Source organism: Candidatus Symbiopectobacterium endolongispinus, assembly GCF_018777385.1.
GTDB lineage: Bacteria > Pseudomonadota > Gammaproteobacteria > Enterobacterales > Enterobacteriaceae > Symbiopectobacterium > Symbiopectobacterium endolongispinus.
Window position 1 is genome coordinate 515,698 of the sequence record NZ_JAFJYB010000004.1, and the last position, 14,741, is coordinate 530,438.

At 53.1% G+C, this 14,741-nt stretch carries 8 protein-coding genes and 7 pseudogenes; 7 read left to right on the plus strand and 8 right to left on the minus strand.

What is annotated here, in order from left to right; translation table 11 throughout:
• The first annotated feature begins 9 nt into the window (after positions 1 to 9).
• From JZM30_RS18185 to JZM30_RS18200, 4 genes and pseudogenes are all read left to right on the plus strand, one after another.
• Positions 10 to 1,437 (plus strand): annotated as a pseudogene (locus JZM30_RS18185) (glycoside hydrolase family 1 protein).
• A gap of 18 nt (positions 1,438 to 1,455) precedes the next feature.
• The gene (locus JZM30_RS18190; RefSeq protein WP_252320401.1) at positions 1,456 to 1,773 is read left to right on the plus strand and encodes a PTS sugar transporter subunit IIB; all 318 of its coding nucleotides are present in this window, start codon (positions 1,456 to 1,458) and stop codon (positions 1,771 to 1,773) included.
• Between the two features lie 125 nt (positions 1,774 to 1,898).
• On the plus strand, positions 1,899 to 2,666 hold the full coding sequence (locus tag JZM30_RS18195; protein ID WP_252320403.1) for an FCD domain-containing protein: 768 nt from the start codon (positions 1,899 to 1,901) through the stop codon (positions 2,664 to 2,666).
• A 49-nt stretch (positions 2,667 to 2,715) separates the two neighbouring features.
• Positions 2,716 to 3,178, plus strand: a pseudogene (locus JZM30_RS18200) (GNAT family N-acetyltransferase).
• A gap of 156 nt (positions 3,179 to 3,334) precedes the next feature.
• On the opposite strand, the pseudogene JZM30_RS24840 reads toward JZM30_RS18200, so the two are convergent.
• A pseudogene (locus tag JZM30_RS24840) lies at positions 3,335 to 5,010 on the minus strand (methyl-accepting chemotaxis protein).
• 722 nt (positions 5,011 to 5,732) lie between these two features.
• Between JZM30_RS24840 and aas the strand changes: the two are divergent.
• From aas to JZM30_RS18225, 3 pseudogenes are all read left to right on the plus strand, one after another.
• Positions 5,733 to 7,837: pseudogene (gene aas / locus JZM30_RS18210) on the plus strand (bifunctional acyl-ACP--phospholipid O-acyltransferase/long-chain-fatty-acid--ACP ligase).
• A pseudogene (lplT, locus tag JZM30_RS18220) lies at positions 7,834 to 9,054 on the plus strand (lysophospholipid transporter LplT). Before aas ends, lplT begins: the two co-directional pseudogenes overlap by 4 nt.
• Positions 9,055 to 9,086: 32 nt before the next feature.
• Positions 9,087 to 9,549: pseudogene (locus JZM30_RS18225) on the plus strand (GNAT family N-acetyltransferase).
• Here the strand turns inward: JZM30_RS18225 and JZM30_RS18230 are convergent.
• The 7 genes and pseudogenes from JZM30_RS18230 to proC all read right to left on the minus strand — a co-directional run bounded on the left by JZM30_RS18230 (position 9,543) and on the right by proC (position 14,686).
• Complete coding sequence (locus JZM30_RS18230; RefSeq protein WP_252320407.1) at positions 9,543 to 9,887, minus strand: hypothetical protein; 345 nt, start codon at positions 9,885 to 9,887, stop codon at positions 9,543 to 9,545. The pseudogene JZM30_RS18225 and the gene JZM30_RS18230 sit on opposite strands and share 7 nt — an antisense overlap.
• 807 nt (positions 9,888 to 10,694) lie before the next feature.
• Positions 10,695 to 11,003, minus strand: coding sequence for a hypothetical protein (locus tag JZM30_RS18235; RefSeq protein WP_252320409.1), 309 nt, complete (start codon positions 11,001 to 11,003; stop codon positions 10,695 to 10,697).
• Between the two features lie 152 nt (positions 11,004 to 11,155).
• A complete protein-coding gene (gene hemW / locus JZM30_RS18240) occupies positions 11,156 to 12,292 on the minus strand; it encodes a radical SAM family heme chaperone HemW (RefSeq protein ID WP_252320412.1) in 1,137 nt (378 codons plus the stop codon).
• Positions 12,285 to 12,890, minus strand: coding sequence for an RdgB/HAM1 family non-canonical purine NTP pyrophosphatase (gene rdgB, locus JZM30_RS18245; RefSeq protein ID WP_252320414.1), 606 nt, complete (start codon positions 12,888 to 12,890; stop codon positions 12,285 to 12,287). Before rdgB ends, hemW begins: the two co-directional genes overlap by 8 nt.
• 88 nt (positions 12,891 to 12,978) lie before the next feature.
• On the minus strand, positions 12,979 to 13,248 hold the full coding sequence (gene yggU, locus JZM30_RS18250; RefSeq protein WP_286673662.1) for a DUF167 family protein YggU: 270 nt from the start codon (positions 13,246 to 13,248) through the stop codon (positions 12,979 to 12,981).
• A 14-nt stretch (positions 13,249 to 13,262) separates the two neighbouring features.
• Entirely contained in the window at positions 13,263 to 13,817 is a 555-nt protein-coding gene (locus JZM30_RS18255) for a YggT family protein (RefSeq protein WP_252320418.1), read from the minus strand.
• A 44-nt stretch (positions 13,818 to 13,861) separates the two neighbouring features.
• Positions 13,862 to 14,686, minus strand: a pseudogene (proC, locus tag JZM30_RS18260) (pyrroline-5-carboxylate reductase).
• Positions 14,687 to 14,741 lie beyond the last annotated feature (55 nt).

Consider the following 14,741-nt stretch of genomic DNA (forward strand, 5'->3'; position numbering starts at 1 on the left):
AGCTGAACGATGAGTAAGGTTACTGTCACCATCCCCGAGGATTTTATCCTGGGTGCTGCGGCATCCGCTTGGCAAACCGAAGGGTGGAGCGGAAAGCGGGCATGGCAGGATTCCTATCTGGACCTGTGGTACAAGTAGGATCGTCAGGTGTGGCATAACGGCTATGGCCCGGCGCGCGCTACCGAGTTTTATCACCGCTATCGCGAAGACATTGCGTTGATGAAACAGTGCGGATTGACGCACTACCGTACCTCGATCAACTGGTCGCGCTTTATGATCGATTATGAACATGGCATCGTCGATGAAACCTATGCTGACTATGTGGATAGCGTCATCGATGAACTGTTGCGGCAGGGGATTACCCCGATGTTGTGTCTGGAACATTATGAACTGCCCGCTACTCTGATGGAGAAATATCAGGGCTGGGCATCGAAGCAAGTGGTGGAGTGGTTTGTCACCTACGCACAAGCGGTGTTTGACCGGTATGCTCATAAGGTGAAGCGCTGGTTTGTGTTTAATGAGCCGATTGTGGTGCAAACCCGTGTCTATCTGGATGCTGAGCGTTATCCTTATGAGCAAAACACTGGCACTTGGGTGCGGTGGAATCATCACAAAAATCTGGCGACAGCGAAAGTCATTGCCTGCTTTCGTGCCAACGGTCACGAGCGCGACGGTGGGCGTATCGGCACCATCCTCAATCCGGAAGTGACCTACCCGCGTTCCCACGCCGCGCACGACGTTGAGGCGGCGCGCCTTTACGATCTGTTCTTCAACCGCGTGTTTCTCGATCCGGCGGTGAAGGGCGAATATCCGGCAGAGTTGTTGGCGTTGCTGGAAAAGCATCAGGTGAAATGGACCTATACCGATGATGAACTGGCGGTCATCCGTGATAATCGAGTGGATGAACTGGGCATCAATCTTTACTTCCCACACCGGGTGAAAGCGCCAGAGCGGGCATGGCATCCCGATACGCCGTTTCATCCCGCCTACTACTATGAACATTTTGCCTTGCCGGGACGCCGTATGAATCCCTCCAGAGGTTGGGAAATCCAACCCAAAATCATTTATGACATGGCGCAACGCATGACGCAGGAATACGGCAATATTCCCTGGTTTGTGGCAGAAAACGGCATGGGGGTGGAAAACGAAGTGCGCTTTAAAAACAGCGGCGGCGTGATTCAGGATCACTACCGCATCGATTTTATTGCCGAACACCTTTACTGGACGCTGAAAGCGCGCGAAGAGGGGGCGAACTGTCAGGGCTATATGCTGTGGGCCTTTACCGATAACGTCTCCCCGATGAATGCGTTTAAAAATCGCTATGGCCTGATTGAGATCGATCTTGAGCAGGAACGGGCGCGTCGACCAAAGGCGTCGGCAGGCTGGTTCTCGGCAGTTGCGCGACACGCACACGCGCTGGATGATGAAGACAAATAGCACCCAAGGAGATTCGCCATGAAACGTATCGTATTGGCCTGCTCGGCGGGCATGTCCACCTCGTTGGTGGTGACAAAAATGGAGAAAGAAGCCACGACGCGCGGCTTGGAACTGAAAATTTACGCCATTCCTGAACAAAATCTGCGTGAGGAACTGCAAGATTACGGTCAGGACATCATCGCGGTATTGCTGGGGCCGCAGGTTCGCTTCAAACTGGCAGAAAATCAAAAGCTGACTGACAGATATCAGGTGCCGATTGCCGTGATCGACTCCGTCGCCTATGGCACATTAAATGGTGCCAAAGTGCTCGATCAGGCGTTGAGTTTGGTAAACTAGCCGCAATATCCTGACGCGCGGCATGCCGCGCGTTGTTGTTAACCGGTGTGTCGTCGTGCTCTGGCACGGTGGCATCTGGTCAACGTGCGCGTTATCTGTTGGGCTGCGGTATCTAGGGTGAATGTGTGGCGAAAGATGTGGTTCTGCAAGAAAAGAAACAGTATCAGGTGATCGGCAGCGATCTGCGCGTGAAAATTCAGCAGGGAAAATACCCTGTTGGGTCCCGCCTGCCGCAAGAAAGAAACATTGCTGAAACCTACGGCGTTAGCCGCACCATTGTGCGCGAAGCGTTGCTGATGCTGGAATTTGAAGGCACCGTTGATATTCGTCAGGGATCGGGTGTCTATGTGCTCTGCATCCCTGATGAGGAAACGCAAGAGAGTCAGTCTCATCACCGCATTGGCGCTTTTGAAATGTTGCAGGCGCGCCAACTGTTGGAGAGTAATATTGCGGCGTTTGCCGCACGCATGGCGACCCGCGCTGATATCGAAAATCTGCGCGTTACGCTGGAAAAAGAGCAGGCGGCGATCGCGGCAAACGACTACCGCAGCGATTATGACAAGCTTTTTCACCTGCAAATTGCCGGCGCGACGCAAAACCATATGCTGCTGGAATCGGTCAGTCATATCTGGACCTGCCGTGACGATAACCCCCTGTGGCAGCAGCTTTATGCTCACGTTGGCAAACACGATTATCGTCTGAAATGGCTGGTGGATCACCAGACCATCCTGGCGGCACTGCGCCGACGTGACGTACCAGGTTCCTATCAGGCGATGTGGGAACATTTGGAAAATGTCAAAAGCACGCTGATGGCGATTTCCGATGCGGATGCGCCAGAATTTGATGGTTATCTTTTCGATTCGGTACCGATTTTTCAGGGAAAACTGGTCTGAATAGACATGTTGGGTGCTCGCGTTGTGCCCGTATCAGGATTACTGGGTTATGGTTGAGATTGTTCCTTTAGCCTCCCATCCGCACCATCAGGCTCAGGTGACGGACTGGTTGTGGCAGGCGTTCGATCGCCACAATGGTCGTGAATTTTTCGCCAGTATTGTACAAAGCAGTATGCGGCAATAGGCAATAGGGGTTGCCCCTGACCTTTATCGCACTGGATGAAGGGCAACTGGTGGGCACCGTAGGGCTGTGGCTGTGCGATCTGCAAAGTCGCCAGGATCTCTCTCCCTGGCTGGCAGCGCTCTATATTGATGAAAATTATCGGGATAGAGGATTAGGTAAAGCACTGCAACAGCACGTGTTGACCTATAGTCGTCACGCTGGTTTTTCATCCCTTTACCTGTATGCCACCTTTAGCGGTTACTACGAAAAAATGGGCTGGCACTATATCGGTGATGGTTTGGAATACCCGGCCAAACCGGTACGGCTCTACCATCAGGCGTTGGTATAAACCCACTGCCGTTCCCGCGCACGCGGGAATCTTCTACAGGCTAAACGCGTTTCTTCTGTCAGAGGTCCCCGGCCTACGCCGAGGACGACAAGGGTGTGATAGGCTTTGTCATTAATCTCAGTTCGCCCCTTAAGGCGAAATGAGACGGGTATTACATCAGAACGATGTCCAATCACCTTCTTTATCTGCACCAGGCTTGTTGACGCCGAGCGCTGGCTTGAGCAGAAGCGCATTCGGTGCCGCCGTAGCCGTCGCAGGCAGCGGTTTAGCTGCTAACGCGGCGCTGTTTTCCCGGTTGCTCAGGCGGAAAATGCTGACGGTACGCGCCAACTGTGCCGCCTGCTGTTGCAGCGATTGCGTTGCCGCCGACGCCTCGTTCACCAGTGCGGCGTTCTGATGGGTAGTGGTTTCCATCTGGTTGACGGCCACGTTTACCTGCTCAATCCCCAGCGTTTGTTCCTGGCTGGCGGAGCTGATTTCACCGACCAGATCGCTCACTTGGCGCACACCGTTGACGATCCCGACAATCGATTCACCCGCCTGTTCAACCAGACGATTACCGGCTTCCACCGTTTGTACGAAATGGTCGATCAGTTCCTTGATCTCTTTGGCGGCACCTGCACTGCGCTGCGCCAGATTACGTACTTCGCTGGCGACCACGGCAAAACCGCGACCTTGTTCACCGGCACGGGCGGCTTCTACGGCGGCATTCAGTGCCAGAATGTTGGTCTGGAAGGCGATGCTGTCAATCACGCCAATGATATCAACGATTTTTTTCGATGACGCATAGATAGAGCCCATGGTTTTCACCACGTCCGTCACCAACTGTCCGCCTGCTTGCGCCTGACCGCGGTGGATTGTGCCAGATGATTTGCCTGTTTGGCGTTGTTGGCGTTTTGACGCACGGTGGAAGCCAGTTGTTCAATGGACGCCGCGGTTTCTTGCAGCGCGCTGGCTTGTTCTTCGGTGCGGCTAGAGAGATCGATATTACCTGCTGCCAATTGCCCTGACGCCCCGGCAATGGATTCAGACCCTTCACGTACTTCACCCACAATATTACGCAGGCGCTGGGTCATGTTGTGCAGGGCGTGCAGCAGTTGCGCGGCTTCATCGCGCCCTTCCGGCCGGACGTCATGGGTCAAATCGCCATCGGCTACCGCCTGTGTCGCCTGCACGGCACGCTCTAAAGGATGCACAATACTACGTGTTAATACCCAGGCAATCAGCACGCCGACCACGGCAATCAGCAGGCCGATAACCCAGAGAAACAGATAACCATTGTGTGTGCTGTTGTCGATGGCTTTCCCCATTTCATCGATGGCGCTGCGCTGGTGTTCACTCAACGCTTCTACGCTGGCCAGATAGCCGCACGATGCGGACATGAATTCGTTTTCGAACAGTTGCTTGGCCTGTTCCATATTGCCCGCTTTTTTAGCAGCGGTGATGGCGTTGCGCTTGTCCAGATAGAGCTGACGGAATTCACCGAGTTTATCAAACAGGGCTTTCTCTTCGGGCGTCGAAATCAGGCTGGCAAAGGCGTCCTGACGTTTAGTGCTCTCTTTGCTCGCGGCGACATTCTCCGCCTCGAACAGTTTTGCCAACGCCGGATCATCACTCATCGCAACGGCCATACTACGCTGTACGCCAGCCACCAGCGCGCCGTGCCAGTCTGCGGCCAGACGCTCTTTCTGCAACGGCGCCTGCATCATCCATGCGGTACTGCTTGAGATTTGTTTCAGTTGGTATACCCCGGAGACCAACATGACCAGAGAAAAAAGGATCAGCAAGCCGAATCCCCCAGCGAGCCTGGTGCCAATCTTATAATTCTTCATTATTTTCCATAACCTTTATACGATTTTATGAACTTGCCCGATGCAAGCGTGATTGATAGTAGCGCGTGAGTGGGAAACAATTCCGTTGAAAAAAGCGCCTAAATGCACGTTATTTGTGTGGTTATTTGTTCCTGTAAAATGCAGTGCTGTTTTCCCTTACGAGGACAACCGCATCCAGAAATCCACCGAGCAACGCCAGATAGCTATCGGCAAACAGGGCCGATCAGCGTGAGATGTAGATCACGTTTTAGACCGGAAGGGGATTTTTATCACAATATGGGATGCCGACTTTACATGACTCGGCAGAAATTTACAGTTGGTTGCACTTAGAGCAGATCTCTTGCGATTGTCCACTGGCCTCATTAGGGGGGAGTCTCTAGAGTAGACCATCCCAGAGGTATTGATTGGTGGTAAATCGATGGACTCTGTCGAGTAAATCGCAGAAGTACATTGAACCATGAAATTGCACCAACCTACGCGGATGCGTAGGTTTTTTTTGCCTGTCGTTTGCTCCCCACTTTTTCCATTTTCTCTCGTTATTTCTGCATCATGCGTGTGGCGCAGTTGCCCTGACACTCTTGGGCTAGCTATAGTAGTTTATATGTCCCGCCGTTTTTATGTGGTCGTTTAACTGTGAAGGGCCAGTTTGCTTCCCGCACGCTGATGGCCTGACTATGGGAGAAGGAATGATATACACCCTGCTGCGCTGGCTGTTCTAGCGCCTGTATCGCATACGGATTGAAGGCGATAGTGCGGTATTTAAACAATCAAAACTGCTGATTACGCCAAATCAATCCTTTTTAGACGGTGTGCTGTTGGCGCTGTTTTTGCCGATTAAGCCAGTGTTTGCCGTCTATTCCAGTATCAGCGATCGCTGGTTTATGCGTTTCCTGAAACCCTATATCGATTTTGTGCCGCTCGACCCGACCAAACCGTTGGCAATCAAGGGGCTTATCAAAGTGATTGAGCAGGGCCGCCCGGTGGTGGTGTTCCCCGAAGGGCGTATCACCGTTACCGGCTCCCTGATGAAGATCTACAGCGGTGCAGCTTTCGTCGCAGCAAAATCGGGCGCTACGCTGGTGCCGGTGCGCATCGAAGGTATTGCGTTCAGCCCGTTTGGTCGCCTTAAAGGTACGTTTAAGCAACGCCTTTTCCCTCAGGTCACCCTCTCTTATTTGCCGCCTACCACATTACCGATGCCGGTAGCGGGCAGCGCGCGTGAACGGCGCGAACTGGCCGGTGAACACTTGCACCGCATCATGATGGCCGCGCGTATGGAAACGCGCCCGCGTCAGACGCTGTATCAGGCATTTCTCTTTGCCCGCCAACGCTATGGCTACAGCTCGCCGTCCGTTGCGGATATCGCCTTCAGTGAAGACAGTTATCAGGGGTTGCTGAAAAAGTCCCTCGGCGTTGGCCGCATCCTGCAACGTTTTACCCGAGAAAAAGAGCACGTCGGCCTGCTGCTGCCCAATGCCACGGTGACGGCGGCGGCCATTCTCGGCGCCTCGTTGCGCGCCCGCGTGCCTGCCATGCTGAACTACACGGCGGGGGCAAAGGGCATCAAGAGCGCGATGCTGGCGGTGGAAATCAAAACCATTGTCACCTCACGCCAGTTTCTGGAAAAAGGGAAGCTGACCCACCTGCCGGAGCAGGTGAAAGAGGCCAACTGGGTTTATCTGGAAGATTTAAAGGGCACGGTAACCCTGGCCGACAAAGCGTGGATTTTATTCCACCTGTTGTTTCCGGTGCGAGCTATGGTGCCACATCAACCTGATGATGCCGCGATGATCCTTTTTACTTCCGGTTCTGAAGGCAACCAGAAAGGCGTGCTGCATTCTCACGCCAGTCTGCTGGCAAACGTCGAGCAGATTCGCTTACCCCGCGCGATCGCTTTATGTCGGCTCTGCCGCTGTTCCACGCCTTTGGCTTGACCGTGGGTTTATTTACCCCGTTGCTGACCGGCGCGCGGGTTTTCCTTTACCCCAGTCCGCTGCATTACCGCATCGTTCCTGAGCTGGTTTACGATCAGAATTGTACCGTACTGTTTGGCATCTCCACCTTCCTTGGACACTACGCGCGCGTGGCGCACCCTTATGATTTTGCTCGCTTGTGCTACGTGGTTGCCAGGGCTGAGAAGCTGTCTGAGAACGTGCGTAACGTCTGGCAGGATAAATTCGGTATCCGCATCCTTGAAGGCTATGGCGTTACCGAATGTGCGCCGGTGGTGGCGATCAACGTTCCGATGGCCGCAAAGGTGCATACCGTAGGGCGCTTGCTGCCAGAGATTGAATCCCGGCTGATTCCAGTGCCGGGCATCGAACGCGGTGGCCGGTTGCAATTGCGTGGTCCCAATGTGATGAAGGGCTACCTGCGGGTAGAAAATCCTGGCGTGCTGGAGCGCCCGGCGGCGGAAAATGTCGAGGGTGAACTGCAGGAGGGGTGGTATGACACCGGCGATATTGTCGATTTGGATGCGCAGGGCTTTTGTACCATCGTGGGCTGAGTGAAGCGCTTTGCCAAGTTGGCCGGAGAAATGGTGTCGTTGGAGAGCGTGGAGCAGTTGGCGCTGCTCGTTTCTGCGGATAAACAGCATGCTGCCAGCGCGAAAAGCGACAGCAGTAAAGGGGAAGCGCTGGTGCTGTTTACCACTGACAGTACGCTGACCCGCGAGCGTTTGTTGGCGCAGGCGCGCAGCAGCGGGGTGCCGGAATTGGCGGTGCCGCGTGATATTCGCGTGCTTAAAGCGCTGCCTCTGTTGGGCAGCGGCAAACCGGATTTCGTAACGCTGCGCCAGATGGCAGAGCAGCCGGAGGGCGCAGAATGAGTTCGCAGGAAGGTGCCGTGCCGCCGTTGCTGTCGCGCAGTATGAATGCGGTCATCGTTGCGCAGTTTTTCTCTGCCTTTGGCGATAATGCGCTGCTGTTTGCCACACTGGCGCTGATCAAATCGTTGCTCTATCCCGAGTGGAGCCAGCCGGTGCTGCAAATGGGATTTGTGGCGGCCTATATCGTACTGGCCCCTTTTGTTGGGCAAGTGGCTGACAGTTTTGCCAAAGGGCGGGTGATGATGTTCGCCAACGCCTTGAAGCTGTTGGGTGCCCTGTCTATCTGCGTGGGGGGCAATCCATTCCTTGGCTATGCGTTGGTCGGCGTCGGGGCGGCGGCATACTCGCCGGCCAAATACGGCATTCTTGGCGAAATCACCCACGGCGATCAGTTGGTGAAAGCCAACGGATTAATGGAAGCGTCGACCATTGCGGCTATTCCGATTGGTTCGGTCGCTGGCGGCGTGCTGGCTGACTGGAACCTGTATCTGGCGTTGGGTGCCTGTGCGTTGGCCTATGGCATTGCGTTGGTGGCGAACCTGATGATCCCACGCCTGAAAGCGGCGTGACCGGGCACCTCCTGTCACCCGAAACGCATGGCGCAAGGCTTCTTCTCTGCGGCTATCACACTGTGGCGTGACGGTGATGCCAGACTCTCTTTGATCGGCACCAGCCTGTTTTGGGGTGCGTGCGTAACGCTGCGCTTTCTGCTGGTGTTGTGGGTGCCGTTAGCGCTCGGTATCACGGATAACGCAACGCCGACGCTGCTCAATGCCATGGTGGCGGTTGGGATTATGCTAGGTGCGGCGCTGGCGGCCAAATTGATTACGCTGAAAACCGCGCGCCGTTGCCTGCCTGCCGGGGTGCTGATTGGTGTCGCGGTGGTCTTTTTCACCTTGCAGACCAACCTGGTAGGCGCCTATGGCCTGTTGGTGGTTACCGGTGCGCTGGGAGGCTTTTTTATCGTGCCGCTTAATGCGCTGCTGCAAGAGCGAGGACGTATCAGCGAGGGGGCGGGTAACGCGATTGCAGTACAAAACCTGGGTGAGAACACTGCGATGCTGCTGATGCTTGGCCTCTACTCGTTGGTGGTGAAACTGGGGGTTCCGGTTCTCAGCATTGGCGTTGGGTTTGGCGTATTATTTGCCTTAAGTATTGTGGTGCTATGGGTGACGACGGCGCGTGCGCGACGTTCAACCGGTGGGGCGAAGGGATAGACGAAATGGCGGTAATGGCTCAGGAAATGAAAATGAACCTGATTTGGCACGACTGGAGTGCCAAGGATCTGAACCTGTATGCGCTGTATGACATCTGGCGTTACGCAATCAGGTCTTTGTGGTGGAGCAGAACTGCCCGTATCAGGATATTGACGGACAGGATTTGGTGGATAGTCATCGCCATGTGGCCGCGTATCATCAAGGAAAAATGGTGGCTTACGTCCGCTTGCTCGCGCCTAAAACAATAAAAGACAGTGTGAAAATTGGGCGCGTTATCGTTGCGCCCAGCACATGCTCCATCAGCATGTGCTGGTGGTTTGCACTCGCCACTGGGCTGAAAAGCCGCTCTTCCTCTCAGCGCAGGCCCACTTACAGCACTTCTACGGCAGCTTCGGCTTTATGCCTTGCAGTGAGGTGTACGATGAGGACGGCATCCCACACATTGATATGCGATCACCGCATCGAAGCTTGTTTCAGCATGCAAAATATCAATGAGTGTCTACGGGCTTTGATGTTTCTGAGCGAATTTTCCATAAGTCCGTAAATTGATTAATCATGATAGGATCAATCTCATTAGACTTGCTGCTATGACCAATATTGAGAGCTAGTGCATAATGCGTCACATCAATAGGCGATTGGTAAGTTAAAAAACCAGAAATAAACGCTTTTCCCCGATTGTTGATAGCATTGTCTTCGCCTATTCCAACGGATTTTCCCCTTGGCGCATTGTCGCATATCTCGTTAACGGTTTTTTCTGTTTGCGCATCTACCTTAATATGATGAGGATATGCATTGTTAATCATGTCAATATTGGCTACGGTGGTCACTGCCATGCCGAGTGAGTGTAACTGATCATCTTGTAGGATACTCTCTATTGACCGAAGGCATTTCTTTCAAGTTAGGGTTTTTTATTGCCGCCTGATATAAAAGCGTTTCTTTTTCTCTGATTTTAAGTTCCAACGGTTCATTTTTTATGGTGTGGAAAGAATTAGAAAGTAGATTATGTGGATGAGCACTTTTTCTGTATGAATAACCTGACTTTCTTTTGCTGAAGACGATGGCTGTATTGAACCGAACATAAGCTTTATCTCCGTGTTAATTTTAGTTTTCTTAAAGCTAACATCATCGAAATATTGAATCTATAAAGAATAGCCCACCGTTGATTTTTTTAAATTTGATTTAGTATTGGTTGAATAATGCAGTAAATTTTTGACGTACTGCGAAGGTTAGTAAACGACAACCGCTTTCTGCACGGTACTGTTATCATTTTTTAAGATAAATAAAAAATTGTTTTTAAACATCTATCTGCATTTTTCATGACGCTGGTACGTTGAGGCAAAGAAAATAATAGAGATACTACTGTTGAGCTAACTTGGTACGAAGATCCCAAACGGTTGAGAATTTATTTATTGCCATTTGATCAACAGAAGCAGGATTGGCACTATTTTTTCTCATTTTGTCCCCGATACTCAACAGCTGCGCATAACTTATCTTATCGACAGCGGTTCCTTTTGATGAAAGAAATTCAGAAATAAAATTATTCCCACGCAACAGATAGGCGTTATCGTGTGTGAAGTTTTCTTTTTTATTGACAGGGAGTGCATTACATATGTTTTTTATCCTTTCGGTAATAGCGATATTCAGCGTTGGTTTTTTTCCGAATTTGGTGAGTCTGTTTTTGCACGCTGTTCTAATGCTGTGACGGCAAGCCCGATAGTACGGAGGCGTTCCCGTTGATTTTTCAGGATGCCGGGGGTGTCACATAAAATATCGTCAACAAGAAGATCATATTTTAATGATATTTCTTTTGCTTTTGTTTTAATGTCATTGCTTGAGTTTTCGGTAAAGCTAATAGATCGGGAAAGGCTATTTTTTTGTGCGGTTTTCCCTGCCGCTCGATCGGTAATACTTGCGTTGATTGTTGGTGAGGAATAGATTTTTATTATCATTGATAATGCCCTTCAGCTCCGTGCAGGGGCATGAAATTATCACCTTGTAGATTTGCCAACAATCAAAAAACAGGCGTTATCCATTTTTAGAGAGCAAGTGACGGTCAGCACTGTCTAACCGTTCACCTGTTTTTTTCTTTCTCTGGCTGCGATTATTCCGCCAGAAATCCTTCCAGCAAAAAATTCAGAAACAGCTTGCCGTGTTCGGTAACCTGCCAGTGGGTAGCGGTTTCCGTCAGATAACCTTGCGCCAACGCCCAGTCTATTTGTGGGCGCACCACGCTCTCGGACAAACCGGTGTAGGCGCTGAATTCGCTACGCGGCGCGGGTTCCAGCAACCGAAAACGGTTCATGAAGAATTCGAACGGCAGATCTTCCACTTGCACTTCATTGCGCTGGTCCAGGTAAGTGCCGCGCATATAACCGCGCGGATGGCGGGTTTTTACAGTTCTCAGGATACTCCCGTCAGCGCGCGTGATCTTGCCATGTGCACCACACCCAATCCCCAGATAATCGCCAAAACGCCAATAGTTGAGGTTGTGCTGACACTGATAGCCCGGTTTGGCGTAGGCAGACGTTTCATACTGCTGATAGCCTGCGGCAGTGAGCAGCGCATGGCCCTGCGCGAAGATATACCATAGCGCATCGTCATCGGGCAGCACCGGCGGACGCGAACCGAACATGGTATTCGGCTCAATCGTCAATTGATACCACGACAGATGCGGTGGATTGAGCGCAATCGCTTGACGCAAATCATCCAACGCTTCTTCCAGCGTCTGATCCGGCAAGCCGTGCATCAGGTCCAGATTGAAACTGCGCAGCCCAAGCCCGGCCGCCAGACGTGCGACCCGCTTGGCTTCTTCCGGGCCGTGAATACGTCCGAGACGCGTCAGTTTTTCCGGGCTGAAACTTTGCACGCCAATGGAGATTCGATTAATTCCCGCACGCTGGTAGCCGCTAAAGCGATCGGCTTCTACCGTGCCGGGGTTGGCTTCCATGGTGATTTCGGCATCCGCGCTAAGGGGAAAGCGGGCACGCACGCCATCAAGCAGTGCCTGCATGTCTTCTGCGCTCAGCAGGCTGGGCGTGCCGCCGCCGATAAAGATTGAACTGAGAGCTCGGTCGCCGCTCAGCGGAAGATCCGCATCCAGATCCGCCAATAAGTGCTCTACATATTCCTGATGCGACACCTCACCTTTGAGGGCGTGGGAGTTAAAATCGCAATACGGGCATTTTTGCACACACCAGGGAATGTGAATGTACAGGCTGAGCGGCGGCAGTTTATGCATGACGCAGCGCATCCAGCAGTAAACGCAGCGCCTGACCACGGTGCGACAGCGCGTTTTTCTCATCGTGCGTCATTTCTGCGGCCGTTTTGCCTGCGCTCGGCACGTAAAAGATAGGGTCATAGCCGAAGCCGCCTTCGCCCACAGCTTTACGCGTCAGCACACCATGCCAGCGGCCGTGGCAGACCAGCGGCGTCGGGTCATCGGCGTGGCGCAGATAGACCAGCACGCAATGGAAGCTGGCTCCGCGTTGTTCGTCAGGGACATCCTTGATGGCATCGAGCAGTTTGTCCAGATTGGCTTGATCGCTGGCATATACTCCGGCGTAGCGCGCGGAGTAGATACCCGGCGCACCGCCCAATGCATCAACCGCCAGACCCGAGTCATCGGCCACTGCAGGCAATCCGGTGATGTGCGCCGCGTGGCGCGCTTTGAGCAGTGCATTCTCGATAAAGGTCAACCCGGTCTCTTCGGCAGAATCAACGCCCAGCTCGGTTTGTGCGACGATATTAATGCCAAAATCCGCCAGCAGATCGGCGAGTTCGCGAACTTTTCCGGGGTTGCCGGTGGCTAAAACGACGTTTTGCCTCGTGGTATCCATGCGTGTGTCCTGCATTCTATTAATGCCATCGTCGGGAATGGCGGGGAGTTATCTGTTGCGATGCGCAGTCCCCTGTGGAGGGTTACTACTAGATCAATGCGGCGATTTCCGTAGGAATGTGCTGCGGATTAACAATTCTAATCTGTTTATGACGGCCCAGCTCACCTTTTTCAATGCTCACTGCGCCTTTTGCCACCCGGAACTGCTTGGCAAGGTATTTGACCAAATGCGCGTTGGCCTGACCATCAACCTGCGGCGCGGTGATGGCGACTTTAAGCTCATCACCGTGCAGGCCGACTATCTGGTCTCGGCTGGCCTTCGGCTGAATATAGAGCCGAATGACCAACCCGTCGGGCATCAGTGCTATTGCACTCACAGCAGGAACCAAAATTCAGGAAACAGATCCATGCCGAGGTAGTTCAGAAGATACAGGATCAAAATCACCGCCATGGCGGATAAATCGATGCCGCCCATGGCTGGAATAATACGGCGAATCGGGGCCATAAACGGTTCGGTAAGTTGGAACAGCAGGTAGTCCACCGGGCTGCGTCCCTGACTCACCCAACTCATCAGCGCACGGATAATCACTACCCAGAACACCAGATAGCCCGCGGATTTTAACAGTGCCAACAAACCCACCAGCAAGTTGACCGGGCTTATCGCGAAGGCTCCAACCTGAATCAGCATCAGCAGGGGGTATTTCAACGTGGTCAGCAGAAACGCCAACAGCAGCGATGTGCTATCGATGGGGCCGAGTGCAGGCAGAATACGGCGCAGCGGCCTGACGATAGGCTGCGTGATTTTCACCACGAATTGTGACAACGGGTTATAAAAATCACTGCGTGACCATTGCATCCAAATGCGTAACAGCAGCACCATTACATACAGGTCGATCAGTGTCTTGACCAGAAACGTCAGGGTTAGCATAGAAACATCGATTCCTTATCAGCTATATAGAGAATAACGGTGCGTTAAAACAGTTTTTCCATTTCCTGCGCGCGATGCACGGTAGCCTGCATGGCATCGGCGACGGTTTTGTGTCAGTTGGCGTTCGTTAAACACCCGCAGCGCCTCTGCGGTGGTGCCGCCTTTGGACGTCACATTCTCACGCAGCGTCGCAAGCGGCGTATCCGGACTGGCTTCTACCAGTGCAGCTGCACCCAGTGCGGCTTGCTGCACCAACTGACGTGCACTTTCCGGTGTGAATCCTTGGCGTATGGCCTCTTTCTGCATCGCTTCCATAAACAGGAAAAAAATAGGCCGGTGCGCTGCCTGCGGCGGCAATAACGCCGTTGATGCCGCGCTCTTGCTCAACCCAGCATACTTTACCCACGCTTTGCATCAGTTCAGCGCTAAAGGCACGATCTTCCGCCGATACGTTAGCGGGCGCATAAAGGCCGCTCATGCCTTTGCCCACACCAATGACGGTGTGTTTGGCATAATGCGCACCAGCGTTAGCGGCTCCCCTAACAGCGCTTGAAAGCGCGCCACACTCACTCCAGCCGCGATAGACAGCACCAACTTACCCGGCGCGTTCAGCACGCCGCGCAGCGGCTCGCATACGCTTGCCATCAACTGCGGTTTCACCGCCAGCACCACGACGTCAGCATCCTGCGCGCCCGCGAGGTTGTCGTCACTGCTGATAACGCCATAGCGCTGTGCCAGCGCATCCCGTCGTGCGGCGCTCGGTGCGCAGACACGGATACGATCGGCAGGATAACCGCCGTTAATCAGCCCTGCAATGATGGCCTGAGCCATGTTTCCGGCACCAATAAAGTAAGCTTGCGGTGTTGCATATTTATGTTCTCTCGTGTTCGTCAACCGGCCAGTGGCAGCGTTCAGTCCCGAATG